The following is a 26,527-nucleotide window of genomic DNA, read 5'->3' on the forward strand; positions in this document are numbered from 1 at the left end:
CCCTCCAGTCTACTCATGCTTATATTGAATATAGGACGCGTTAAATCAATTCCGGGACGTCCTCCCGGCTGCCTCCGACCGGGTCGGCGGCAGGATCCACCTCGGGAAGGGGTGCCGGATGAGTCTCACCGATCTGGCCGGACTGGGCGGTATCGGGTTCGTCGTGCTGGCGGTGGTCGTCAACGTCTTCTATGTGCGCGGGCGGCTGCCCATGCCGATGTCGGGCCGGAGCCTGGACGAGGTCGTGGAGTCCTTCGCCGCCGTCGGCGACGCGCTGCGGCGGCCGTCGGTATTGGCGCCGCTCACGTGGGTGTGCACGACGGTGTTCGCGGCGGGCCTGCTGGCGCAGCTGTGGCGCGGCGGGACGGGGGGCGGGGCGTGGGCGCTGGTGGGGTTTGCCGGGGTGCTCATGCAGAACGTCACCTTCGCCTGCGTCGAGGCGCTGCGGTTCGGCATGGCCGCGGCCGCGCGGCACGACCGCGGCTCGACGGTGGCGCTGTGGGCGCTGAGCAACGTGCTGTTCGGATTCAACCAGCTGTTCCTGGCCGTGGCGCTGCTCGGCTTCACCGTCGCCGGCGACGGTTCCGGGTTCATTCCCGGCTGGCACGCGTGGCTCGGATACATCAGTGCCGCACTGCTTTTCGTGTCCTCGTCGGCCAGCCCGTACAACGTGGACGGGACCAACCGGATCGCGGTGGTGGGCCTGGTCGGCTGGCTCGGCTGGATCGCGTGGATCGTCGCCTACGGCATCGCGCTGCTGGGTGTGTGATTCGCGCGCGACATGCTCCGAACGGCCGCGGGCCCGCGGTGGCGAGCGTTCGGCCGCCGGAATCGGCCTGGCGGGTGACAAATTCGGCTGCCCGGTCGCGGGACCTGCACTACGCTCGCTCCATGCGTGTCCTCCTGCCGTATCACCTCGACGAGTATCGGCCGGAGTTCGATGCCCCGATCGTGCCGGATGTCGTTGTCACCCAGGAACTTCCGGACAGTGATGATCCATGGGCACGGATGGCGGTGCTCTACGAAGCCGTCGCCGAGCGAGTGGCCGAGGCCGTCCGGGGTGGCGATCGGCCGGTGGTCGTGTCGGGGGACTGCACCACCTCGCTCGGCACGGTGACGGGGCTGCAGCAGGCGGGACTGGATCCGGGCATCGTGTGGTTCGATGCGCACGGCGATGTGCAGACGGTGGAGACCTCGGCGTCCGGGTATCTCGGCGGGTTCCCGCTGCGGATGCTGGTGGGCTACGGGCGGGAGCTGATGGCCGACCGCATAGGGCTGCGTACCGTCCCCGAGGAGCGGGCGGTCCTGGTAGACGGCCGCGATCTCGACCCGCCCGAGGTGGAGTACCTGCGCACTGCGGCGATCCGGCAGCGTCCGGTGCACGATCTCGGCGAACTCCCGGACGCCCCGCTGTACCTGCACTTGGACTGTGACGTGATCGACCCGCAGGACCTACCCGGCCTGCTCTTCCCGACCCCGGGCGGGCCCAGGCTGCCTGCTGTCGCCGAGGCCGTTCGCCGTGTCCTGGACACCGGCCGCGTCGCCGCCGTCGGCATCGCCTGCACCTGGCGCGACGGCGCCGGGGCAGCCGACCGGGTGCGGGCGCTGACAGGTCAGCTGTGAGCCGAGTGCTCGACTCGACCGGCCTCCGCGCCCACTTTCCGCCCCGAGGTGTCGATGGTTGCCGTGGGCGAGCGAATGGTGGATGCGCAGGCCGGATCGGTGCGGCGCCCGTCGGCCCCGCAGGCCCGAACCGTGGTCGTGGACCGGCCCCGGACCCGGTGATGCAGGATGGAACCCGTGATCGGTAACCGCACCCAACCCACAGCACGGCCCGCCCGCACGATTCGCCCGCCGTCACCGCATCCGTCGGGCGCCAAGGCGCCGGACCTGCCGGCCCAATTCGTGCCCAGGCATGTGGCGCTGGTGATGGACGGCAACGGGCGCTGGGCGCAGGATCGCGGATTACCCCGTACCGCCGGGCACGAGCGCGGCGAGGCGGTGCTGATGGACACCGTCGAGGGCTGCATCGAGATCGGCGTGAAATGGCTGTCGGCGTATGCCTTTTCGACCGAGAACTGGCGCCGCAGCCCGGATGAGGTGCGCTTCCTCATGGGCTTCAACCGCGACGTGATCCGCCGCCGCCGCGACGAGATGCACGAGATGGGGGTGCGCGTGCGCTGGGCGGGACGGCGACCGCGATTGTGGCGCAGCGTGATCAAGGAGCTCGAGATCGCCGAGGAGCTCACCAGGGACAACACGGTGATGAACCTCACCATGTGCGTCAACTACGGCGGACGCTCCGAAATCGCGGACGCCGCAAGGGAAATCGCGCGCCGGGTGGCGGCGGGGGAGCTGGACCCGGAGAAGGTCGACGAGACGACCTTCGCCAAGTATCTCGACGAGCCGGACATGCCCGATGTGGACCTGTTCCTGCGGCCGTCCGGCGAGCTGCGCAGCTCGAACTTCCTGATCTGGCAGTCGGCCTACGCCGAGTTCGTCTACCAGCACACCCTGTTCCCCGATTTCGACCGCCGCAACCTGTGGGAGGCCTGCGTGGAGTACGCCAAGCGCGATCGACGCTTCGGTGGGGTGAAATGACCGAACTGACCGCGGCGCAGGAACTGCAGGTGCGCGCCGGCGCCTGCCTGGCCCACTACGACATCGATGTGCGGATCGAGGACGGCGGTTTCGGCTTCGAGTACGAGGGCGCGCTGTGCTCGCTGCGCGGGGTGAACCTGTCACCGGGGCTGGACGTGCTCACCCTCACCTGCGTGCTGGCGTGGGATCGTCCGCTCAAGCCGCAATTGCACAAGCGGGTCGCCGACCGCAACAGCGCCCTGCAGTTCGGCTCGATCACGATCTTCGGCCACGAGAAGCTCGCCGACGTGATCCTGCGCTACACCTTCCCGGCCGCCGGGCTGGACGACGAGGCCCTCACCACCATGCTGCTGCTGGTGTTGTCCGGCGCGGGACGGGCGCGGCAGGGACTGGTGCCCTGAGCGCACGGCAGCCATGTCCGGCCCGGACGAACGCGGCGGGAATTTGGTGCCCTGACCGCTGTGGGCGTCAGCGACTACCTGAACCGGTGGACCGGGGCTCCGCGTGCGGGCCGGAATCATCCGTGCGCCGATAGCCGGGCAGCAGCAACTCGACCCCGTGCGCCATCGATGCGGGCGTGACGTCGCCGAGGATCAGGTGCTGCAGCACGAACCCGGGCAGGACACCGAGGAGAACCTGGGCGACGGCACCCGTGTCGGCATCGGCAGGCAGCCATCCGGCGTCGCGCATGCGGTCGGCGTATTCGCGCCAGCGTTCGCGCAGCATGCCCATGGCGGTGCGGACGTACCCGTTGACGGTGTCGTCGGTGAGGGCCAGCGCCCAGGCGTGCGGCGCCAGCCGAACGCGGCCACCGGCCTCGGCCAGCCGCGCGATCTCCTCGGTGAGCGCCCTGACCACCGCCACGGGTTCCGGCAGCGGATCGTCGTGGATGACGCCCTCCATGACGCCGCGCAGTAGGGCGGTGGCATCGGCGGCGAGGGCCGCGATGAGTTCGTCCTTGCTCTTGAAGTACCGGTAGACGGCACCGGCCGACATCCCTGACTCGGCGAAGACGTCCTGCATCGACGTCGCGTGGAACCCCTTGCGGGCGAAACACTGCTGCGCGGCGTCGAGGATTTGCTGGCGTCGGCGTTCGAGGTGTTCCTCGCTGACTCGGGGCATGTTCCCAAAATAAAACGAATATCCGTTCTTGACAAGGTGGTCCGCCGATGCGACCGTAGGGGCATCAAAAAGAACGATCCTCCGATTTTTTGGGAGCACGTCATGAACGCCACGTCGCGCGCCGTCGCGGTGGGCCTCGCCGCCGCGTTGATCCAAGCCGTCATGCTGATCGCCTTCGCTTGGCCGGCGGCGAATATGAAGCCGCACGATCTACCGCTCGTGGTGGCCGGTCCGCAGGCGCCGATGGTCGCGGGCAAACTGGCCGAGCACGATCGCGAGGCATTCGCGATCACCACCGTCGCCGACGAGGCGGCCGCCCGCACGGCCATCGACGACCGCGATGCCTACGGCGCGATCGTCACCGGTGGCGGGGCGCCGCGGGTGCTGGTCGCTTCCGCGGCGAGTCCCGTTGTGGCGCAACAGCTCACCGCAATAGCGCAGCAGCTGTCGGGAGCCCCGGCCGCGCCGGTGCAGGACGTGGTGCCCGCCGATCCGGACGATCCGCGCGGCGCCGCCTTCGGTGCCATGGTGCTGCCGCTGGTGATGGCCGGTATCGCGGCCGGTGTACTGCTGAGCCTGCTGGTGCCGACGATCGGCACGCGACTGCTCGGGCTCGTCACGTTCGGCATCGCGGCGGGACTGTTGAGCATGGCTGTGGCACAGGGCTGGTTCCAGGTGCTACCGGGCTCCTACCTCACCCTGTCCGTCATCGCGGGATTGGTGTCCTTCGCGGTCGCGGGCACGATCGTGGGGCTGTTCAGCGTCATGGGTGAGGCGGGTATCGGCCTCGGAGCGCTGCTCATGCTGCTGATCGGCAACCCGTTCTCCGCCGCCACCTCGGCGCCCGAGATGCTGCCGCAGCCGTGGGGCGAGATCGGCCAGCTGCTGCCGCCGGGCGCCGCCGCGACCCTGCTCCGCTCGGTCGCCTTCTTCGACGGCAACGGCGCCATGGCCCCGCTGATCGTGCTGCTCTGCTGGGCGGGAGCCGCCCTGGCCCTGCTGGGCGTCGCCGCGCTGCGCCCCCGCCGCGCGGCCCTGTCCCCGGAGCCGGTCGCAGCCTGACCGCTTTCCTCGCGCCCCGTCCGCAACCGGACGGGGCGCGCTCTCGTTTTTCAGGCGCGGGCGGTGTGGCCGTCGCGGACGGCGGCGCACTGGCGGCAGGTGCCGAAGACCTCCATGGTGTGGCTGATGTCGGTGAATCCGTGCGCGCCGGCGACGGATTCGGCCCAGGCCTCGACGGTCGGGCCCTCCACCTCCACGGTGCGGCCGCAGTGGCGGCAGACCAGATGGTGGTGGTGGCCCTTGGAGCACTGGCGGTAGACCGACTCGCCGGTGTCGGTGCGCAGCACGTCCACTTTGCCGGCCTCGGCCAGCGACTGCAGGGTGCGGTAGACGGTGGTCAGGCCGATACCCTCGCCGCGGCGGCGCAGCTCGTCGTGCAGCTCCTGGGCGGAGCGGAACTCTTCGATATCACCGAGCAGCGCGGCGATCGCGCTCCGCTGGCGGGTGCTGCGAATCCCGACAGTCTTCTCGGCTGTGCCCGTGTGGTCCGGCACGAATCACCCTTCCTCGGCATGTGCGACGGCGTCGACGACGATACGCGCCAGGTGGTCGTCGACGAGTTCGTAGATCACCTCGCGCCCGGTGCGCTCCCCGCGCACCACGCCCGCCGACTTCAGGATGCGCAGGTGCTGGCTCACCAGCGGCTGCGTCACGCCCAGGGTATCGACCAATTCGTGCACGCAGCGCGGAGACTCGCGTAGCTGCAGCACGATTGCGATGCGCACCGGGGCCGCCAGCGCGCGTAGCAGCTCGCCCGCGTTGTCCAGGATGCCTCGCGGCGGCACCTCGGGAGCGCTGGGAGCCCGGTACGGATACGGGTCGTGCGGGATCGGGGTGGGTGCCTCCACGGCGACGCGGCTGCGCCGTGCGGGGACACCGCTGTCGGCGGTCATCGAACCAACTCCTTATTGGAAACCGATGCCATTATTGGTATGCACAGGTGCGCATGTCAATCTTGGCTGCCCCGTGTCTCCCGTATGGTGCGAAATCGTAGTTTTCGGCGGGGTGGGTATGGGGGAGGCCACAGCCGTGCGGCGGGTGCGGATACTGCTTCGACCGCGCCCGGGTGCGGCCGATACGCTGGACCGAATCGCTTATCGCACCCATCCCAGAGGGAGAGCTTCAGTCGTGGCACCCAAGTCGAAGGTCGACACCGTCGCCAATCTCGCCAAGCGCCGGGGTCTCGTGTTCCCCAGTGGTGAGATCTACGGAGGCACCAGGTCGGCGTGGGACTACGGCCCGCTGGGTGTGGAGCTGAAGGAGAACATCAAGCGGCAGTGGTGGCGGTCCATGGTGACCAGCCGCGACGACGTGGTGGGCCTGGACTCCTCGATCATTCTGCCGCGTCAGGTGTGGGTGGCGTCGGGCCACGTCAACGTGTTCAACGATCCGCTGGTCGAATGCCTCAACTGCCATCACCGGCACCGGCAGGACCACCTGCAGGAGGCGTACGCGGAGAAGAACAAGATCGAGGATCCGGATACGGTCCCGATGGCCTCGGTCGCGTGCCCGGACTGCGGCACCGTCGGCCAGTGGACCGAGCCGCGCGACTTCAACATGATGCTCAAGACCTACCTCGGCCCGATCGAGTCCGAGGAGGGCCTGCACTACCTGCGCCCGGAGACCGCGCAGGGTATCTTCGTCAACTTCTCCAACGTGATGACCACCGCGCGCAAGAAGCCGCCGTTCGGCATCGCGCAGATCGGCAAGAGCTTCCGCAACGAGATCACGCCCGGCAACTTCATCTTCCGCACCCGCGAGTTCGAGCAGATGGAGATGGAGTTCTTCGTCAAGCCGGGTGAAGACGAGCAATGGCACCAGTACTGGATCGACACCCGCCTGGCCTGGTACACCGACCTGGGCATCGACCCGGAGAACCTGCGGCTCTACGAGCACCCGAAGGAGAAGCTGTCGCATTACTCGACCCGTACGGTCGACATCGAGTACCGCTTCCACTTCCAGGGCAGCGAGTGGGGTGAGCTGGAGGGCGTGGCCAACCGCACCGACTTCGACCTGAAGACGCATTCGGAGCATTCGGGCCAGGAGCTGAACTACTTCGATCAGGCCACGGGCGAGCGCTACATCCCGTACGTGATCGAGCCCGCGGCCGGTCTGACCCGCTCGCTGATGGCCTTCCTCATCGACGCCTACAACGAGGACGAGGCGCCGAACGCCAAGGGCGTCATGGAGAAGCGCACCGTGCTGCGGCTGGACCGCCGCCTGGCGCCGGTGAAGGCGGCCGTGCTTCCGTTGTCGCGCAACGCCGATCTGTCGCCGAAGGCCCGCGATCTCGCCGCGCAGCTACGCAAGAACTGGAACGTGCAGTTCGACGACGCGCAGGCGATCGGCAAGCGCTACCGCCGCCAGGACGAGATCGGCACCCCGTTCTGCATCACCGTCGACTTCGACACCCTCGAGGATCACGCGGTGACCGTGCGCGAGCGGGATTCCATGGCACAGGAGCGGATCGCGCTCGATCAGGTCGAGGGCTACCTGGCGCAGCGGCTGCTCGGGGCATAGCGCACCGCGTGGGCGATATCGATACCGTAAGAATCATTTTCAGATTTGTGGTCGCCGTTATCGGTTAAGTCGTCCTTTAGCGCGGCTCACGAAGCCCCGTGAATTCGGGTCCCCGGTAATTGGGGTAGCCGACTACTCATGAAACATCTCCCTCCTCTCGGACAATATGAATATTGCAGGGGTGCATCGCCGTAATCACGGCGTCAGTCGTCGCACCCTGCCGCGAGGTGGAAGCAATGAGCGAGAGTGTTGTCGGCCCCCGGTCGGGGATGCGGTGGGCCTCGTTGTCGGAAACCGAAACGGTCGGTTCGACCGAGAGCCGAACGGCCGGGGTATTCCGAATGTGGGCGGAGCGGTTCCTCACCCTGTCGTGCGATGAGCTGGGCAGAGACGGGCCGGTGTGCCCCTTCGTGCGGCCGTCTATGACGCGAGATCTGTTGTGGATAGGGCACATTCCCGGTCCGCGGCCGCGGCTGGAGTGGATGCGCACGATAATCACCGATGCGCTCGAGGTGTATCCGATGCTGCCGACCGGCAACGGAAGTTCCACCTCGGTGCTGCGCGCAATGATCACGGTATTTCCGGATCTGGTCGACTATTCGGCGATCGATGTGATCCACGACGAACTCAAGAGCAAATTCGTCGAGCAGGGGAACATGCTCGGTCAGTTCTATCCCGGATGTGATCAACCGGGATTGTGGAACAAGGACTTTCGACCCCTTGACGCGCCGCTGCCGATGCTCGTGGTGCGGAGCATGATGACGACCGATTTTCCCTTTCTGCTGGAACGACCGGAGTGGATGAACTCCTACGTCCGGAAGTTCGCGCCGTCGCTGCCCGCGCATGTCCGCGCGGTCGTGGTGGGGCGCTTGACATCCCGGCCGGACGTCGAGGTTCCGGCCTACCACGCGCAGCCCGAGTGATTCGCCGCTGCCGGTCCCGGTGAGCAGTCATGTCCGTAGATGTTTCGCATTCCGCGTCGGTCGCGGTGTTTCCGCTGTCGCCCGCGCAGCTCGGGCTGTGGTACGCCCAGCAGTTGGATCCGGCCGTGCCGCTGTCGGAGGCCCAGTACATCGATATGCGCGGGCGCCTCGACTTCGCGGCGCTGCGTCATGCCGCCATCGTCGCCGCCCGGGAATTCGGTTCCGGCGTCCTGCGATTGGCCGAGATCGACGGTGTGCCCCAGCAGATCGTCGATCCCGCCGTCGAACCGGCCGTGGAGTATCTGGACCTGCGGGACCGGCCGGATCCGGTGGCGGCGGCGCTGGAGTGGATGCGCGCGGACGTCGCGGCGCCGGTGGATCTGCTGGGCGACGGGCTCGGGCTGTCGATGGTGATCCGCGTCGAGGAGCAGCGCTACCTCTGGTACACGCGGGTGCACCACATCCTCCTCGACGGATTCGGCTCGATGACCATGCTCTACCGGGTCGCCGAGCTGTACAACGCGCGGATGCGGGGCGAACCGACGCCGCCGGGAAAGGCGTCGTCGCTGCTGGAGGTGCACGAATCGGAAGTGGCGTACCGGGATTCGAGCCGGTTCGGCACCGACGCCGAGTACTGGCGGGCGCATACTGCGGGCATGCCGAGCCGCTGCAGCCTGGTCTCGGCGACCGCCCCGGCGTGCGCGCTCGCCCGCGAACACCGCTACGAGCTGCCCGACCGGGTCGCGGCGCGGCTGGCCGCGGCGGCGGACCGATTGGAGACCGGGTCGGCGGCGCTGGTGATGGCGGCCGTCGCGCTCTACTACGGACGCCTCACCGCGAGTGAGGATGTCGTGCTGAGCCTGGCGGTGTCCGGGCGGACCACGGCGCTGCTGCGCCGCTCCGGCGGCATGGTGGCCAATATCGTGCCGCTGCGGATTCCGGTGCGCCGCAACGCGACCGTGGGCGAGGTGCTGGAGGCGGTGCGGCTGGCGGCCTCGGGGGCGCTGCGCCACCAGCGATTCCGTTACGAGGACATCGGCAGCGGCGGGGCGCCGGACTTCGGACGCGGGATCGTCGGGCCGGTCATCAATGTCATGATGTTCCCGGGTGCCATCGATTTCGAGGGCCTGGACTCGGAGCTGCACGTGGTCACCTCCGGTCCCATCGAGGACCTGTTCGTGAACTTCTACCAGCACGGAGACGGTGCGCCGATCCATGTGGACTTCGCGGCCAATCCCCGCCTGTACGACGGGGATTCGCTGTCGCGCCATCACCGGCGGTTCCTGACCGTCTTCGAGTCGCTGCTGGCGGCCCAGCCGGACACCCCGGTCGCCGACCTCGACTACTTCACGATGGACGAGGCGCTGCTCACCGTCGGTCTGCGCGGTGCGCCCGCGCCGCCGCCGCGGCTGCTGCCCGAGATCCTCTCGGCCGGTCGCCGACTGGCAGGTTCGCATGCGCCCGCGGTGGTCTGCGGCGAGCGGACCATGACCTACCGGCAGCTGGACGAGGCATCGGACCGCCTGTCGCACTTGCTGACCGGCCGCGGCGCCGGACCGGAGTCGGCGGTGCTGGTGGCCATGCCGCGGTCTGTGGCGGCGACGGTCGCGCTCTGGGCGGTGGCCAAAACCGGCGCGGCGTATGTACCTGTCGGGCCCGCGATGCCGCCCGAGCGATTGGCGCGCATAGCGGGGGAGTGTGGTGCTCGGCTCGGGATAACCAGCGCGGCGGTCGCTTCCGGTATGCCCGATGTGCTGTCTTGGGTCGTGCTCGACGAGTCCGGGAGGCCGATGAGGGAGCGGAAGGAAGATGCCGCTCCGGCATCGGCGATCGGCTCGGGGCAGATCGGTGGCTCGGCTCCGGCAGTCGATTCGGAATCGGCTGACGTCTCGGAATACGCGGGCGATACGGTGCCGACTTGGCGCGGTCGCGGTCCTGTTCACCGTGAGGGCGGACGGGGCCGCGGGGCGGCGGGCGATGCCGCGACGAATGCCCCGTACCGATCCTCCGCGAAGTCGCGTGATCGCGATGCGGATGTGGTCGGCCACGTCGATCCGCGTGTCGACAATCCGGCGTACATCGTGTTCACCTCCGGGTCGACCGGGGTGCCGAAGGGTGTTGTGGTCACGCATCGGGGATTGGCGGGGCTTGTTGCGGCGGTGGTGGATTCGTATGGGGTGCGGCCCGGGGCTCGGGTGCTGCAGTGCTTGAATCCGAGTTTCGATGCGGCCGTGCTGGAATGGCTGATGGCCTTCGCGTCCGGGGCGACACTCGTCATCGCGCAGGGGGATCCGGTGGTCGGGGAGGAGCTGGCGAGGCAGATCCGCGAATACGATGTGACGCAGCTGTGTTCGACCCCTGCCGTGCTGGCGTCGCTGCCTCCCGGTGCCTTGGACGGCGTGCGGGCCGTCTCGTCCGGTGGCGAGCCGTGCCCGCCGGAACTGGTGGCGCGCTTCGGAACCGGGCGCACACTGCTGAATTCGTACGGGCCCACCGAGACTACGGTCGCGGCCACCTTCACCGGCGCGTTGGCGACGGGCACGGCAGCGGGGTTGGGAAACCCCGTGCCCGGCGCGGCGCTGATGGTGCTCGACCGCTGGCTGCGGCCGGTGCCGAAAGGCGTTGTGGGCGAGCTGTATGTGCTGGGGGAGGGCCTGGCGCGCGGATACGCGGGGCGGGCGGGACTGTCGGCGGAGCGATTCGTGGCCGCGCCGTACGGCCCGCCCGGCGGCCGGATGTACCGCACCGGCGATCTGGTGCGCTGGAGCAACGGGCATTCGGCCGGCGGCAGCGTGCTCGAATACGTGGGACGCAGCGACTTCCAGGTCAAGTTGCGCGGTGTGCGGATCGAACTCGGTGAGATCGATGGGGTGCTCGCCGAGCATCCGGCGGTGGAGATCGCCGTGACGGTGGCGAGATCGGCGCCCGCGGGGTCGGCGCTGGCCGCCTACGTGGTCCCGGTCGCCGGGACGGCGGTTACCGAGGCGGACCTGCTCGAGCACCTCGCGCTCCGGCTCCCGCCCTATATGGTCCCGGCGACGGTCACCGTGCTGGAGGCGCTGCCGTTGACGGTGAACGGCAAGATCGATCGCGCGGCGTTGCCGGAACCTGTTGCCGGGCAACCGGTCCGGCGGGCAGCCACGGCCGTCGAGGATGCCCTGTGCTCCCTGTTCGACGAGGTGCTGGATACCGAGGGCACCGGCCCGGACTCGTCGTTCTTCGCGCTGGGCGGGGACTCGGTGCAGGCCATCCGGCTCGTCGCCCGCGCTCGGCAGGCCGGGTACGTCTTCTCGGCGCGCGACGTATTCGACCACCGGACGCCTGCCGCGCTCGCGATAGTCGCCGAACGGCCGGAGGATGTGGATGTCCGGGCCGTAGGCGGGCCGTTGGCCGAAGTATCGCCGGAACAGCGAGAGGCCTGGGAGCGGCGGTATGCCGGGATCGATGACGTGTGGTCACTGGCTCCGTTGCAGCGGGGCCTGTGGTTCCATGCGCGCCTGACCGAGGGCGGGCCGGACCACTATGCCGTGCAGGCGGTGATCGACCTGTCCGGCGACCTCGATCCGGACCGGCTGGCCGCGGCCGCCGCGGCGCTGGTGCGGCGGCACGACGTGCTGCGGGCCGCCTTCGTCCCGTCGTCCGATTCGGCTGTGCAACTGATCGTTTCGCAGGTGGAGGTGCCGTGGCGGCACGTCCGGCTGCCTTCCGACGCCGACACGGAGGCGATGGCCGCGGCCGAGTTGCGGGAGCCGTTCGCGGTGGACCGCCCGCCGCTGATCCGCTTCCTGTGCCTCGAGCGCGGACCGGGGAGATTCCGGCTGGTGATCACGAACCACCACCTGATCCTGGACGGCTGGTCGATGCCGCTGCTGTTCGGCGAGCTCATCGCGCTCTACGAAACCGGCGGCGACGACGCGGGATTCGCCGACCCGGTGCCCTATCGCCGCTATCTGGAATGGCTGTCCGGACACGACGCGGAGGCCGCGCGGTCGGCCTGGGCGCGGGCGCTGGAGGGGATGTCCGGGCCCACTCTGGCGGCGCCGCGCGCGTCGCGCGGAACCGCCGCGGCGGCCTTCGTCGATGTGGAAGTGCCGCTGCCGGAGGGATTCTCGGACCAGGTCCGGCGGTTCGCGGCGGCACGCGAGCTCACCGCGAATACCCTCGTGCAGGTGGCGTGGGCTGTGCTGCTCGCCGACCTGACGGGATCCGGCGACGTGGTGTTCGGCGCCACGGTGTCGGGCCGCCCGCCCGAACTGCCCGGCGCTGAACGCCTGGTCGGGATGCTGGTGAACACGATTCCGGTCCGGGTGGCGCTGGACCCGGCCGAATCCGCCGGGTCCCTGCTGACCCGCGTGCAGCGGGAACAGGGTGCGCTGGCCGACCGGCATGTGCTCGGACTGGACGAGATCCAGGCGGCGACCGGTATCGGCCCGCTGTTCGACACCACGACGGTGTTCGAGTCCTATCCGGTGGACGAGACCGCCCTGTCGGCCGCCATCGGACGGACCGCGATCGAGGTCACGGACATCCACTGGCGCAATGGAACCCACTATCCGCTGTCGTTGGCGGCCTACGCGAGCGGCGGCCTCCGGCTCGTCGTCACCTATTCGCCGCAGTACTTCGACGCGGTCGACGCCGAGTCGATCGCCGACCGGCTGGGGACGGTGCTGACAGGGCTGGTGCGCGACCCGGATCAGCGGACAGCCCGGCTGCTCGCCGGAGATCCACCCGCGAATTGCGGTGTCTGGCAGGGCCCTGCGGGTTCTCCCGCGCTCACCCTGCCTGACCTGCTGACCCGGAACATCGACCCGGCCGCGACCGCTGTCGTCGGTGTCGACGGTGAGCTGACCTACGGCGAACTCGACGCCCTGTCGAACCGCCTGGCACGCCACCTGATCCACCTCGGCGCGGCCCCCGAATCGGCAGTCCTCATCGCCCTGCCACGCTCGGCAGCCTGGCTCGTCGCGGCCTGGTCGGTCGCCAAAACCGGCGCCGCCTTCGTCCTGCTCGACGTCACCGCCCCCGCAGCACGCATCGCCACAATAGCCACGGAAAGTGGTGCCGTACTGGGCATCACAACCGCATCCCTGCGCTCCCGCCTGCCGGAAGGAATCGCATGGACGCTGCTCGGCGATGCGCGAGACGGCATGTCGGAACCCGGTGACACCGTTGTGGGCTCCTCAGCTGCCGAAGCTACCGAGCGGCGCGGCGTGCTGCGGCCCGATCATCCCGCGTACATCGTGTTCACCTCGGGCTCTACGGGGACCCCGAAGGGGGTTGTGGTGACGCATCGGGGATTGGCGAATCTGGCTGCGGGGGCGCGGGATCGGTGTCGGATCGAGGCTGGGGCGCGGGTGTTGCATTGTCACAATCCCGGGTTCGATGCTTCGATTCTGGTGTGGCTGGGGGCTTTTGCGGCAGGGGCCACGGTGGTGGTTGCGCCGCCGGAGACGCACGCCGGTGACGAGTTGGCCGCGCAGTTGGTCGGCAGCGGTGCCACGCATGTGTTTTCGACGCCGGCCGTGCTGGCGACGCTGCGCGATGAGGCCCTGGCCGGGCTCGAGGTCGTAGTGACCGGCGGCGACGCCTGCCCGCCCGCGCTGGTGGACCGCGTCGGCCGCGACCGGCTGCTCGTGAACTCCTACGGGCCCGCCGAGACCACCGTCGCCGTGACGTTCACCGGCGCCATGACCTCCGCGACCACGGCCGCGCTCGGCGCGCCGGTGCCGGGCGTGCACCTGGCCGTGCTGGACCGCTGGCTGCGGCCGGTGCGCTCGGGCGTGGTCGGCGAGCTGTACGTGCGCGGGCCGGGGCTGGCACGCGGATACGGCGGGCGGCCGGGACTGTCGGCGAGCCGGTTCGTCGCGGACCCGGGCGCGACCGGTGGCCGCATGTATCGCACCGGCGATCTGGTGCGCTGGACGTGCGAGGCGGGACGCGAGCCGATGCTGGAGTACCTGGGGCGCAGTGATTCTCAGGTGAAGGTGCGCGGAGTGCGCATCGAGCCCGCGGAGATCGACGCGGTGCTGACGGCGCATCCGGGCGTCGCCGCCGCGGTGACCGTCTCGCGTCCCGCCCGCACGGGAGCGGCGGTGCTGTGCGCCTATGTCGTTGCCAGACCGCAGCATCCGCCGACGGCCGCCGAGCTCACCGCCTGGGCGGCGGATCGTCTGCCGCGCTACATGGTGCCGAGCTCGATCCGGGTGCTGCCGGAGCTGCCGCGGACCGCCAGCGGCAAGGTGGACCTGCGGGCCCTGCCGGAACCCGAATTGCCGGAGACCGAATACGTGGAGCCGACCGGGACCGCGCGCATCGTCGCCGAGGTCGTCGGGCGGCTGCTGCACAACGACCGTGTCGGCGCCCGCGACGACTTCTTCGCCCTCGGCGGCGATTCGCTGTCGGCGACGCAGGTCGCCGCCCGGCTCGGTGCCGCGCTGCACACCGAGGTGCCGGTGCGCGCGCTGTTCGAGACGCCGGTCGTCGCCGACCTGGCGCGGTGGCTCGACGAGCGCGGTCACGACAGCGCACCTCTGCTGTTGCGTCCGGGCCCGCGACCGGAGCCGGTGCCGCTGTCACCGGCACAGCAGCGAATGTGGTTCGTCAACCGCTACGACCCGGCCTCACCCGCCTACAACATCCCGGTCGTGCTGCGGCTCACAGGAACTCTCGACCGTGCGGCGCTGCGGACCGCGCTGCGCGATGTCATCGACCGCCACGAGACGCTCCGCACGGTGTACCCGGATCACGGCGGCACGGGCCGCCAGCACATCCTCCCCGCGGACACCGTTGTGCCGGAACTGGATCCGATACCCGTCACCCCGGACCAACTACACGACGCAATCCGCGGCACTATCGAAACCGGCTTCGACGTCACCGCCGCCGTACCGGTCCGAGTCCGCCTCTTCCACGTCACCGAGGTCGACGGCCCCGACGCCGAATCACCGAACACCGCCGCCGATTCCGTCAGGACCGTTTCGGGACCAGGTGGCGCCGCCGAGCCCGACGGTCCCGTCGCTGAGTCCGATGGTGTCCTTGTCGAGTCCGGCAGCGCCACAGCCGAATCCACCACCGAGCACGTGATCGCGGTGGTCATTCACCACATCGCCACCGATGGCTTCTCGATGGGGCCGCTGGCTCGTGATGTCGCCACCGCCTACGAGGCACGTCTGCGAGGGGAGGCGCCCGGGTGGCGGCCGTTGCCGGTGCAGTACGGCGACTATGCGCTGTGGCAGCGGGCCCGGCTCGGCAAGGAGGACGATCCGGATTCGCTGATCGGCCGCCAGCACCGGTTCTGGAGCCGGACGCTCGCGGATCTGCCCGACCACGTGGCCCTGCCGTCGGATCGCCCGCGACCGCCCCGGCCGTCGTATCGGGCGGACGAGGTGCGCTTCGGTGTGGATTCCGATCTGGTTGCGCGCGTGGAGGATCTGGCTCACCGCCATCATGCGACGCCGTTCATGGTGCTGCACGCCGCGCTCGCGGTGCTGCTGGCCCGCACCGGTGGCGCGGCCGACATCGCGATCGGCACCCCCGTCGCGGGCCGCGGCGAGCCCGCGCTCGACGACGTGGTGGGCATGTTCGTCAATACCCTGGTGCTGCGCACCGGAATTCGCCCCGCGGAGGGCTTCGGCAGCCTGCTGGACCGGGTCCGGCGCATCGATCTCGACGCCTTCTCCAACGCCGATCTGCCGTTCGAACGGCTGGTGGAGGTGCTGGCCCCGGCGCGTTCGGTGGCACGGCATCCGCTCGTGCAGGTGATGCTGATCTTCCAGAATCTGGCGCCGATCGAATTCACGCTGCCCGGCCTCACCGCGCGGCCCCTCGATCTCGACCAGACCAGCAGCCGATTCGACCTCACCGTGACCGTGATCGGCGTGGACTCGGGCTGGGAGCTGCGGATCGGCTATGCCACAGACCTTTTCGACGAGCCGACGGCACGGCTGCTCAGCCGTCGACTGCGGCGCATCCTCGGCTCCGTCACCGACGACCCCGCCCGGCCGGTGGGCGATATCGGGATCCTCGACGCCGCCGAGCGCGCCGAACTGCTGATGCGCACGGCACCGGCGGCCGCGGCGCCCTGCGTGCTGAGTGAACTGCTGGCCGACGCCGTGGCCGCGAACCCCGACGGCACCGCGGTGGTGTGCGGACGCGACAAGCTCACCTACCGGCAACTGGATGTGCTCTCGGATCGCCTGGCGCAGTGGCTGATCCGTGCCGGAGCGGGACCCGAAACGCTCGTCGCCGTCGGTATCCCGCGCTCGATCGAATCCGTGCTGGCGGTGTGGGCCGTCACCAAGAGCGGCGCCGCCTTCGTACCGGTCGATCCGGCATACCCGCCGGAGCGGATCGCCCGCATACTCGACGTCTCGGGGGTGCGGATCGGCCTGACGGTTCGGTCCCAGCATGACCGATTCCCGGGTGCGGTGCGGTGGTTGGTGCTCGACGATCCCGAGAACGCCGATTTCGCGCCGTTCTCGAGTGCGAGGCAGACAGGCGGCGGCGATTCCCACCCCGGGCTGCCACGTCCCCGATCCGAGAACGCAGACGAGCGAGCCGGTTTCACCGACCCGGCGGCGGCAGGGCGAGTCGGGACAAGTGACCCGCGACGAATGCTGCCCGGGCACGAAGTCCGCCCCGGCAACCCGGCGTACGTGCTGTTCACTTCCGGGTCCACCGGAGCACCGAAGGGTGTCGTCGTCACGCACGCCGGGCTGGCGAATCTCGCGGTGGCACAACGCGAACGCAACACCCTCACCGCAGATTCCCGGGTATTGCACGTCGCCTCACCGAGTTTCGACGCCGCGGTACTGGAACTGTTGCTGGCCGTGTCGGCGGGTGGATGCCTGGTGATCGCGCCACCGTCGGTGTTCGCGGGCGAACCGCTCACGGAATTGGTGGTGCGCGAACGGATCACCCACATCGCCTGCACGCCGTCGGTACTGTCCACGCTGCGCCCGGAGGCCGTCGACACCGTGCGCGTGGTCATCACGGGAGGCGAACCCTGCCCGCCCGACCTCGTCGCGAACTGGGCGGTGGGCGACCGCCGGTACTACAACGACTACGGCCCCACCGAAACCACAATCTGGGCAACGGGTTCGGGGCCGTTGCGGCCGGGTGCGCCGGTGACGATCGGGACACCCGCGCCCGGCGTGCGCGCGCGGGCCCTCGACGATCGGCTGCGACTGGTGCCCGACGGCATGGTGGGCGAGCTCTATCTCTCCGGAATCGGCATGGCCCGAGGATATTTCGGCATGTCCGCGCGCACGGCGGCGTCGTTCGTGCCCGACCCGTACGGGAAACCGGGAGAACGCATGTACCGCACGGGTGATCTGGTGCGCTGGCGCGGCGGCGAGCTGGAATTCCTCGGCCGCACGGACCACCAGGTGAAACTGCGCGGACTGCGCATCGAACTCGGCGACATCGAAGCAGCCCTGACGACGGAGCCCACTGTGGCACAGGCGGTTGCGCTCATCCGCGAAGACCAGCGACACGGCCCGATGCTCGTCGCCTACGTGGTTCCGGCGACGGCACTAGACGAGCCCGAGGGTGCGAACGACGAGCGGAAACCCGCACTGTTGCGGGAATCAGCGGACGATGGGTCGTCGATGCGGTCGGCCGGGCAGGTCGGTACCGCTACGGCGGTCCCATCGCCCGAAAACGGCTCCCATGCGATGCCACGCACCGGAAGAATCGACACGGCTGCGCTCAAACAATCTGTAGCACAACGGCTTCCGTCCTACATGGTCCCCGCGGCGATCATTGCGCTGGAGACCCTCCCGCGCACCCCCAACGGCAAGCTGGATCGGAGTGCCCTCCCGGTGCCCGATCTCGCCGCCGCACACCGGAAATACCGCGCCCCGCAGACCGAACTCGAGCGCGTCGTGGTGTCCGGGTTCGGCGCCGTGCTGGGCGTCGCCGATATCGGGACCGACGACAACTTCTTCGACCTCGGCGGTAATTCGATGGTCGCGATCCGGCTGGTCGCCCACATCCGGGAGCGCACGGGTATCGCCGTGCCGGTGCACTGGATGTTCTCCGATCCCACCCCCGCTGCCCTCGCCGCCCGGCTCGGCGACCTGAACGACCAGCCCGAGCTGGATCCGGCGCTGCGGGTGCTGTTGCCGCTGCGTACCGAAGGGACGCGGCCGCCGGTCTTCTGCGTGCACCCTGCCATCGGACTCGCCTGGTGCTACCCGGGTTTCGTGCGCTACCTCGAGGGCCACCCGGTCTACGGCCTGCAGTCGCCGGGCATCACCGACGGCGGCGGCGACCGGACCGTGCGCGATCTCGCGGTCCGATACACCCAGGAGATCCTCCGGGTCCATCCGCGCGGACCCTATGTGCTGCTGGGCTATTCGGCGGGCGGTCCGATCGCCCAGGCGATCGCGGTGGAACTGCAGCGGCGCGGCGCGGCCGTAGCGGCGCTGGTGATGCTCGACAGCCGGGCGGGCGCGGTCGCGACCACCGAGATCACCGACGACCGGATGCCGACACCCGCGCAACTGCTCGCCGAGTTCGGCGGCGTGACGGTCGCGGACGACGCCGAGCTGACCTCCGAGGATGCGGCCGGTCTGCTGGCGCGGGCGGGCGGCCTGTTCGGCGCCCTCACCGCGGCCGACCTCGACCACCTCTACCGTGACTTCCGGCACCTGGCCGAGCAGACCACCGCCCACCGCCCGGAGACATTCGACGGCGACCTCCTGTTCTTCACCTCCACCGACCACCGCGACGCAGAACAACCGGACACCCGCGACCCCGAGCCCGGCGACTCTGAGTCCCGCGACCGCGAGCCTGGCGGCCCCAATTCCCGTGACCGCGAGTCCCGCGACGCCGAGCCCCGCGACGCCGAATCCAACGCCGCGAGCTGGCGCCCGTTCGTAACCGGGGAGATCAGCGCCCACCAGGTCGAGTTCGGCCACAACCAGCTCACCACCCCCGAGGCGCTGGAGGTGATCGGCCCGATTCTCGCGGAGTACCTGCGCCGACGCGACTGAGGGCCGGGATTGTGCCGAACACGGGCCGGTAGAGCGCATGCGCACTCCGCGATCGGCGTGCGGGAATTATCCTTGCCAGGTCTGCTGTTCGGTCCCACGAGACGCCCGGACAGGAAGGTGCAGCCCATGGCGCAGGCGGTCAGGTTCGATCGGTACGGCGATGTCGATGTGCTGAACGTGGTGGAGGTCCCCGATCCGGTACCCGGGCCGGGCGAGGTGGTCGTCGCCGTGGTCGCGGCCGCGGTCAATCCGGGCGAGGGCAAGATCCGCAGCGGCGCGCTGCACGACATCTTCCCGGCCACGTTCCCGTCCGGTCAGGGCAGCGATTTCGCGGGCCGCATCGCCGCGGTCGGGGCGGGCGTGAGCGGGATCGCGGTCGGTGCCGAGGTGGTCGGTTTCACCCACAATCGGGCTGCCCACGCCACACACGTGGTGGTGTCCGCCGAACAGGTGGCGCCCAAACCGGCCGGGCTGTCCTGGGATGTCGCGGGTTCGCTGTTCGTGGCGGGGACGACGGCGTTCGCGGCGGTGCGGGCGGTGGCGGCCGGGGAGGGCGATACGGTCGCGGTGTCGGCGGCCGCCGGGGGAGTGGGTTCGGTTGCGGTGCAACTCCTTCGGGCGCGCGGCGCGACGGTGATCGGGATCGCGGGCGCCGACAACCACGAGTGGCTGCGGTCGCTGGGGGTGGTGCCGGTGTCCTACGGCGATCGGCTCGCCGAGCGGATCCGGGCGGTCGCGCCCGACGGCATCGACGCCTTCATCGATCTCTACGGCTCCGGGTACGTCGACCTGGCGATCGAGCTGGGCGTGCATCCCGACCGCATCGACACCGTGGTCGATTTCCCGGCCGTGGCGAAGTACGGCGTCAAGGCCGAGGGCAATGCCGCCGCCGACACCATCGACGTGGTCGCCGAGCTGGCGGACCTCGCCGCCGCGGGCACCCTCGACATCCCCATCGCCGCCACCTACCCCCTCACCCAGGTTCGCGAGGCCTACCGCGAGCTCGAACGGGGCCACATCCGCGGCAAGATCGTCCTGCATCCCTGAGCCCCAGCTCGCGCACCCCCTGCGAGCTCGCGCACCGCTTTCGACGCCTGCAGGGGGTGCGAGAACACGCAGGGGGTGCGCGAAACCTCCGGCGCTGCGAATTGCGGCCAGGGGATGCCGAAATCGTGCGGTCGCATTATTGTGTTTTCCAAAGTTGGTGCTGCGCGGGGGGATCCGCGCGATGCGGCGTGAGTTACGGCTAGGGAGTAGTGGTGATCCCGCGGGACTCTGCGCGCACCGTCCGGGACCGGCTCGGGTGGCTGTTCGAATTTCGCGTCGCGATGGTGGCGCTGTGCGGCGTGGTGCTGTGCGGTGCCGCGGCCGTCACCGCCGTGCAATCCCGCGCCTGGGGTTACACCGCGCTGTTCGTCCTGGTGGCGGTGCCGTGCGTGCTCGTCGTCGCGGTGAATATCGTTGTGGAGACGGCAAGTTACGCCTACACCTGGCTGATCGTCGCGGTGGGCCTGGTGATCCTGCCGCTGCTGCTGATTCCCGACGTCCGTTGCCGGTTCGGCCGAATGTGGTTGCGCCGCCGCCATTCCGGGGAATCGGCGGCGGCGCGCCGGTCCTAGTGGCAGTGCACCGCCGGTGCGGCGTAGCGATCCCGATGCACCCGCTCGCCGACATGCATCCCGCGGCCCAGCGGGGTGAGGTCGAGATAGTTGTGGGTGCCGATGAGGACGTCGCCACCGCGGGCGAAGGACGAGAACGTGTGGAACACATCGTCGTTGTCGTCGCGCCAGAACACGCTGGTGCCGGGCTGCTCACCGTCGACGAACCAGGGCAGTTCGCGGTCGAGCAGCTCGGCCTTGGTCAGGTAGTTGTACTCCACCGGCGCCACGGATTCGTCCATGGTGACGTGGAAGTCGTAGTTGAAATCGCTGCCGTGCGAGGAGTACATGGGGAACGCCCACCCCATCCGCTCCCGGTAGCGCGCGAGGGTGTCCCACGGCCCGCGCGACACCGCCGCGAAGGTGGTGTCCACGGCATTGAGATGGACGACGGGGCCGACGTTGTCGAGCAGCAGCGCACAGCTGGGACAGCCCGCATCGAGGTCCCAGCGCCACATCATGTGGTAGACGACGAGCTGACGGCGGCCCTCGAACAGCTCCGCCAGGCCGACTTTGCCGGTGGCGCACTCGAATACGTAATCCTTGTCGATCTTCACCATCGGCAGTGCGCGCCGCCGCTCGGCCAGCGCATCCATGCTGCGGGTGACCTCCTTCTCCTCGGCGAGCAACCGCTTGCGCGCGGTCAGCCACTCGTCCCGAGACACCACGGCCGGACGATTCATCGTGTACTCCTCACTCGGAATGGACGGATCCACGAATAAGGACTCGGCGCCCGGCGGGAACTCATCATCGGCGGAGCCGCGGGATCGTGCAGTGGCCGTGGTGCCGCGCGCTACGATCGGGCAGGTGATCGCGATCGAAACCCCCTACACGGGCCATGTCTCGCAGGGCTCCGCCCCGCAGCAGCGCGAGGTGCCGGGTGCGCGCATCGTGAAGATGTCGGTCGGCCCGATGGACAACAACTGCTATCTGGTGCAGGACACCGCCACCGGCGCGGCGCTGCTGATCGACGCGGCCAACGAGCCGGACCGGATTCTCGAGCTGCTCGGCCAGGAGGCGTCGGGGCAGGTGCGGCTGATCGTCACCACGCATCAGCATCCCGACCACTGGCAGGCATTGGCCAAGGTGGCCGCCGAATCCGGCGTCCCGACCGCTGCCCACGAACTGGATTCCGCCCCGCTCCCGGTCCGTCCCGACCGGCTGCTGGCCGACGGTGACACCGTGCAGATCGGCGATCTGGCGCTGGCGGTGATCCACCTGCGCGGCCACACGCCGGGCTCGGTGGCGCTGGCCCTCACCGACGGCGCCGGGCGCACCCACCTGTTCACCGGCGACTCGCTGTTCCCCGGCGGCGTGGGCAAGACCTGGTCGCCGCAGGATTTCGACTCGCTGTACGCCGATGTCACCGACCGGCTGTTCGGCCGCTACGGCGACGACACGGCCGTCTACCCCGGCCACGGCGACGACACCACACTCGGCGCCGAACGCCCGCAGCTGGCGGAGTGGCGTCGCCGCGGTTGGTGAAAAAGCGCTGGATGCCGTGGCGGTCGCTCCGCAACCTCGGCGTGACCGAGCGCTGGCAGACTCGTGGGATGCCATCGGCCCCCACCCGTCCCGCCCCCACGCGTCCCACCACCCCCGCGCCGACCTCGCGCCGGGGTGGATCCGGCGCGCTGCGGTGGGCGCGCCGGCTGGTCCTGGGCACCGTGCTGATGGCGATCGTGCTGGTCGGAGGCACCGCCGTGCGGGTGTGGCAGGTCGCGCGCATCGACGACTATTCGAGCGCGGACGCGATCGTGGTGCTGGGCGCCGCGCAGTACAACGGCACCCCCTCGTCGGTGTTCCAGGCCCGGCTCGAGCAGGCGCACAAGCTGTTCGAACGCGGCGTGGCGCCGATGGTGATCACCGTCGGCGGCAAACGCGTCGGCGACAACTACACCGAGGCCGCCGCGGGCAAGACCTACCTGGAGGACCACGGCGTCCCGGGGGGTCAGATCCTGGCGGTGGAGTCCGGGTCGGACACGCTGCAGAGCATCGAGGCCGTCGCGGACGCGATGCATGAGCGCGACCTGTCGTCGGCGGTGCTGGTCAGCGATCCGTGGCATTCGCTGCGCACCCGCACCATGACCCGCGACCAGGATCTGGAGGCGTGGACCGCGCCGACCCGCACCGGCCCGGCCGTCTACACGCGCGAATCACAGCTGCACGGCATCGCCCGCGAGACCGCGGCACTGCTGTGGTACCACCTCACCCACTTCTCCTCCGACTTCAAATACACTGCGGAACAGTGAGTTTCGTGCCTGCGGAGGATAGAGCATGAGCGGTCGGCGGCAGCGGAGCGTGACCGCGCAGGTCCCCGCTCGGGCGTCGGAGGGCGCAGCATGAGCACAGAAGAGGCCTACGCCGGCCCGGACCGGGAGCGGATGGTGCCGGAGGTGACCTCCACGGCCGGACTGCGCTGGTCTCCGGCTCCCGCGCGTCGCTCCGACTTCGCCCGCGATCGGGCGCGCGTGCTGCATTCGGCCGCGCTGCGCCGCCTCGCCGACAAGACCCAGGTGATGGGCCCGCGCGACGGTGACACCCCGCGCACCCGGCTCACTCACTCGCTCGAGGTGGCGCAGATCGGCCGCAGCATCGCCGAGGGCCTCGGCTGCGACCCGGACCTGGTGGATCTGGCCGGGCTGGCCCACGATATCGGCCATCCGCCCTACGGCCACAACGGCGAACGCGCGCTCGACCAGTTCGCCGACGCGCACGGCGGATTCGAGGGCAACGCCCAGAACCTGCGCATCCTCACCCGCCTGGAGCCGAAGGTGTTCGACGATGCGGGGGAGAGCTTCGGCCTGAACCTCACCCGGGCCGCGCTGGACGCGACGGTCAAATACCCCTGGGGCAGAACGGCTTCGAACTCGAAGTTCGGCGCGTACGAGGTGGACCTGCCGCGCCTGGACTGGGTGCGCAAGGGCGCCCCGGTGCGGCGGCAGAGCCTGGAGTCGCAGGTCATGGACTGGTCCGACGATGTCGCCTATTCCGTGCACGACGTCGAGGACGGCGTGATCGCGGGCCGCATCGACCTGCGCGCCCTCGCCGATCCGGCCGAGCAGGCGGCCCTGGCCGAGCTGGGCCAGGCGCAGCACCGCACGCTGACCCTGGACGAGCTGATCGGCGCGGCCGAGCGCCTGTCGGAACTCCCGGTGATCGCGGCGGCCGCCGGATACGACGGCACCCTGCGCGCCTCGGTGGAGTTGAAGCGCCTGACCAGCGACCTGGTCGGGCGGTTCGCGACCGCGGCGGTGGAGGCGACCCGGGAGACCTGGGGCGGGCGGCGGCTGTCGCGCTACGCCGCCGACCTGGAGGTGCCGCGCATCGTCGCCGCGGAGGTGGCGATGCTAAAGACGGTCGCGCTGCGGTATGTGATGTCGGATCCGGAGCACAACAAGCGCCAGGCCGCCCAGCGCGAACGCATCCTGCTGGTCGCCGGGCACCTGCTGGAATCCGCGCCGCGGAGCCTCGATGCGCTGCTGCTGCCCTGGTGGGAGGCGGCCGGCGACGACACCGCCCGCGTCCGGGTGATCGTCGACCAGATCGCCTCCTACACCGAGAGCCGCCTGGAACGGGTCGCGGCGGCTATCGCCTGACGCGGCGGCGGCGCGGACTCGGATGCCCGCTGATCACGATCGCGGTGCGCCGTCCGGGTCGGAGACACGCCGAGCGCGCGGCTACACTCGGTGATCGTGGCCGGACGACTCCCTGATCGCGACATCGCGGCAATACGTGAACGCGTGCGCATCGAGGACATCGTCGGCGAGTACGTCTCGCTCAAGCGTGCCGGTGCGGATTCGATGAAGGGGCTGTGCCCGTTCCACGACGAGAAGTCGCCGTCGTTCCACGTGCGCCCCAACCACAATCATTTCCACTGCTTCGGCTGCGGCGAGAGCGGCGACGTCTTCGCATTCCTGCAGAAGATCGATCACGTGGGGTTCGTCGAGGCCGTCGAGCAGATGGCCGACCGGATCGGCTACCAGATCAACTACGAGGGCGGCGGCACCTCGGTGCAGCGCGACCGCGGCACCCGCTCGCGCCTGGTCGCCGCCAACGCCGCCGCGCACGAGTTCTACGCCGCGCAGCTCAACGAGCCGGGGGCCGAGGCCGCCCGCAAGTACCTCACCGACCGCAACTTCGACGGCAATGCCGCCCGGCAGTTCGGCTGCGGCTTCGCGCCCGCCGGGTGGGACAGCCTCACGAAACATCTGCTGCGCAAGGGATTCGACGTCAAGGAGCTGGAGGCCGCCGGGCTCGCGAAGCCGGGCCGCCACGGCCCGATCGACCGATTCCACCGGCGGCTGCTGTGGCCGATCCGCAACCTGGGCGGCGACATCATCGGCTTCGGCGCGCGGCGGTTGTTCGACGACGACCAGATGACGGCGAAGTACATCAATACGCCGGAAACGATGCTGTACAAGAAGTCTCAGGTGCTGTTCGGCCTGGACCTGGCCAAGCGGGAGATCGCGAAGAGTCACCAGGCGGTCGTGGTCGAGGGCTACACCGACGTGATGGCGATGCACCTGGCGGGCGTGAAGACCGCCGTCGCCTCCTGCGGCACCGCATTCGGCGACGAGCATCTGTCTGTGCTGCGCCGACTGCTGATGGACGACAACTTCTGGCGCGGCGAGATCATCTACACCTTCGACGGTGACGAGGCCGGTCAGGCGGCGGCGCTGAAGGCGTTCTCCGGGGATCAGAAGCTGGCCGGGCAGACCTACATCGCAGTCGCCCCCGACGGCCAGGACCCGTGCGAGCTGCGCCAGCGCTCCGGCGACGGCTCGGTCCGCGACCTGGTGGCGCGGCGAGTGCCGTTGTACGAGTTCGTGATTCGCGGCCTGCTCGCCGACCACAACCTGGACACCCCGGAGGGTCAGGTGGAGGCGCTGCGCCGGGCGGTGCCGGTGGTGGCGCAGATCAAGGACAACGCGCTGCGCAAGGCGTATGCGACCAAGCTGGCCGGTTGGGTCGGCTGGGACGATATCCAGCTGGTGGTGCGCCGTGTGGGTGATGCCGCGCGCCGCGGTCCCCGCAAGGGTGCCCCTGGCCGCGAACCCGAGCCCGCCGCAACGGTTTCCGAGCATCCGGCCGCCCGCCCAAGCCCGAACGATCCGGTACTGCTGCCGCAGCGGCAGGTGCTGGCGGCCGCGCTGCAGTATCCGGCGCTGGCCGGACCGATGTTCGACTCGCTGGAGCCGGAGGCGTTCACGCACCCGGCCTATATCGCCGTGCGGGCCGCGATCGCCGAGGCGGGTGGCACCGCGGCCGGGCTGGGTGGCTCGGAATGGGTGACCCGGGTCGCCGACCACACCGACGATCTGACGCTGCGCGCCCTGGTGTCGGAACTGTCCGCCGAGCCGCTCCCGGTGAAGTCGGTCGACGACATCCAGCGTTTCGTCACGGGAGTGCTGGCCCGCACCCAGGAGTCCTGGGTGGGCCGCCAGATCGCCGAGCTGAAGTCCAAGCTCCAGCGCGTCTCCTCCACCGAACAGCCCGACGCCTACATGGCACTGTTCGGCGACCTGGTCGCCCTGGAGCAATACCGCAAAAGCCTCCTCGCCCAGGCCATGGGCGCGGTCAGCTAGTACCGCAAGGGGTTTGCTGGCGCAGGCCATGAGCGACTACGGCGACTTCGCCGTCGGCT

General features: G+C 69.7%; 18 protein-coding genes. 14 read left to right on the forward strand and 4 right to left on the reverse strand.

Annotated elements, in window-relative coordinates; genetic code table 11:
* The first annotated feature begins 118 nt into the window (after positions 1 to 118).
* The 4 genes from NM1_RS07340 to NM1_RS07355 all read left to right on the forward strand — a co-directional run bounded on the left by NM1_RS07340 (position 119) and on the right by NM1_RS07355 (position 3,002).
* Positions 119 to 769 carry a hypothetical protein gene (locus tag NM1_RS07340; RefSeq protein WP_068015492.1) on the forward strand — a complete coding sequence of 217 codons (651 nt, stop codon included), beginning with the start codon at positions 119 to 121 and terminating at the stop codon, positions 767 to 769.
* Between the two features lie 122 nt (positions 770 to 891).
* Entirely contained in the window at positions 892 to 1,623 is a 732-nt protein-coding gene (locus tag NM1_RS07345) for an arginase family protein (RefSeq protein ID WP_068015601.1), read from the forward strand.
* A gap of 168 nt (positions 1,624 to 1,791) precedes the next feature.
* Entirely contained in the window at positions 1,792 to 2,601 is an 810-nt protein-coding gene (locus NM1_RS07350) for an isoprenyl transferase (RefSeq protein ID WP_114699431.1), read from the forward strand.
* Positions 2,598 to 3,002, forward strand: coding sequence for a hypothetical protein (locus tag NM1_RS07355; RefSeq protein ID WP_068015495.1), 405 nt, complete (start codon positions 2,598 to 2,600; stop codon positions 3,000 to 3,002). The genes NM1_RS07350 and NM1_RS07355 overlap by 4 nt, the downstream gene beginning before the upstream one ends.
* Positions 3,003 to 3,069: 67 nt before the next feature.
* Here the strand turns inward: NM1_RS07355 and NM1_RS07360 are convergent, their stop codons facing one another.
* A complete protein-coding gene (locus NM1_RS07360; RefSeq protein WP_068015498.1) occupies positions 3,070 to 3,723 on the reverse strand; it encodes a TetR/AcrR family transcriptional regulator in 654 nt (217 codons plus the stop codon).
* 102 nt (positions 3,724 to 3,825) lie between these two features.
* On the opposite strand from NM1_RS07360, the gene NM1_RS07365 reads away from it, so the two are divergent.
* The gene (locus NM1_RS07365) at positions 3,826 to 4,785 is read left to right on the forward strand and encodes a hypothetical protein (protein WP_068015506.1); all 960 of its coding nucleotides are present in this window, start codon (positions 3,826 to 3,828) and stop codon (positions 4,783 to 4,785) included.
* Positions 4,786 to 4,835: 50 nt separating this feature from the next.
* Here NM1_RS07365 and NM1_RS07370 read toward each other — a convergent pair whose 3' ends face one another.
* On the reverse strand, positions 4,836 to 5,279 hold the full coding sequence (locus tag NM1_RS07370) for a Fur family transcriptional regulator (protein ID WP_068015515.1): 444 nt from the start codon (positions 5,277 to 5,279) through the stop codon (positions 4,836 to 4,838).
* Between the two features lie 3 nt (positions 5,280 to 5,282).
* Positions 5,283 to 5,678 carry an ArsR/SmtB family transcription factor gene (locus tag NM1_RS07375; protein WP_246010802.1) on the reverse strand — a complete coding sequence of 132 codons (396 nt, stop codon included), beginning with the start codon at positions 5,676 to 5,678 and terminating at the stop codon, positions 5,283 to 5,285.
* Positions 5,679 to 5,913: 235 nt separating this feature from the next.
* Between NM1_RS07375 and NM1_RS07380 the strand changes: the two genes are divergently transcribed.
* The 5 genes from NM1_RS07380 (at position 5,914) to NM1_RS07400 (ending at position 20,841) form a co-directional block, all read left to right on the forward strand.
* The gene (locus NM1_RS07380) at positions 5,914 to 7,305 is read left to right on the forward strand and encodes a glycine--tRNA ligase (protein ID WP_068015518.1); all 1,392 of its coding nucleotides are present in this window, start codon (positions 5,914 to 5,916) and stop codon (positions 7,303 to 7,305) included.
* Positions 7,306 to 7,541: 236 nt separating this feature from the next.
* A complete protein-coding gene (locus tag NM1_RS07385) occupies positions 7,542 to 8,228 on the forward strand; it encodes a DUF6875 domain-containing protein (RefSeq protein WP_147288861.1) in 687 nt (228 codons plus the stop codon).
* A 29-nt stretch (positions 8,229 to 8,257) separates the two neighbouring features.
* Positions 8,258 to 19,222 (forward strand): non-ribosomal peptide synthetase, encoded by a 10,965-nt coding sequence (locus tag NM1_RS07390; protein ID WP_068015522.1) that lies wholly within the window; start codon positions 8,258 to 8,260, stop codon positions 19,220 to 19,222.
* Positions 19,223 to 19,348: 126 nt separating this feature from the next.
* Positions 19,349 to 20,269 (forward strand): NADP-dependent oxidoreductase, encoded by a 921-nt coding sequence (locus NM1_RS07395; protein WP_068015526.1) that lies wholly within the window; start codon positions 19,349 to 19,351, stop codon positions 20,267 to 20,269.
* A 212-nt stretch (positions 20,270 to 20,481) separates the two neighbouring features.
* Positions 20,482 to 20,841, forward strand: coding sequence for a hypothetical protein (locus tag NM1_RS07400; protein ID WP_147288860.1), 360 nt, complete (start codon positions 20,482 to 20,484; stop codon positions 20,839 to 20,841).
* Here NM1_RS07400 and NM1_RS07405 read toward each other — a convergent pair.
* Complete coding sequence (locus tag NM1_RS07405) at positions 20,838 to 21,563, reverse strand: DUF899 domain-containing protein (RefSeq protein ID WP_068015609.1); 726 nt, start codon at positions 21,561 to 21,563, stop codon at positions 20,838 to 20,840. The genes NM1_RS07400 and NM1_RS07405 overlap by 4 nt on opposite strands.
* A gap of 124 nt (positions 21,564 to 21,687) precedes the next feature.
* On the opposite strand from NM1_RS07405, the gene NM1_RS07410 reads away from it, so the two are divergent.
* The 4 genes from NM1_RS07410 to dnaG all read left to right on the forward strand — a co-directional run bounded on the left by NM1_RS07410 (position 21,688) and on the right by dnaG (position 26,468).
* A complete protein-coding gene (locus NM1_RS07410) occupies positions 21,688 to 22,365 on the forward strand; it encodes an MBL fold metallo-hydrolase (protein WP_068015612.1) in 678 nt (225 codons plus the stop codon).
* Positions 22,366 to 22,433: 68 nt separating this feature from the next.
* Complete coding sequence (locus NM1_RS07415) at positions 22,434 to 23,132, forward strand: YdcF family protein (RefSeq protein ID WP_068015616.1); 699 nt, start codon at positions 22,434 to 22,436, stop codon at positions 23,130 to 23,132.
* A gap of 90 nt (positions 23,133 to 23,222) precedes the next feature.
* Positions 23,223 to 24,479 (forward strand): deoxyguanosinetriphosphate triphosphohydrolase, encoded by a 1,257-nt coding sequence (locus tag NM1_RS07420; RefSeq protein WP_068015531.1) that lies wholly within the window; start codon positions 23,223 to 23,225, stop codon positions 24,477 to 24,479.
* A 96-nt stretch (positions 24,480 to 24,575) separates the two neighbouring features.
* Positions 24,576 to 26,468 carry a DNA primase gene (gene dnaG, locus NM1_RS07425; protein ID WP_068015619.1) on the forward strand — a complete coding sequence of 631 codons (1,893 nt, stop codon included), beginning with the start codon at positions 24,576 to 24,578 and terminating at the stop codon, positions 26,466 to 26,468.
* The last annotated feature ends 59 nt before the right edge of the window (positions 26,469 to 26,527 follow it).

The organism is Nocardia mexicana NBRC 108244, from assembly GCF_001613165.1.
Taxonomy (GTDB): Bacteria; Actinomycetota; Actinomycetes; order Mycobacteriales; family Mycobacteriaceae; genus Nocardia; species Nocardia mexicana.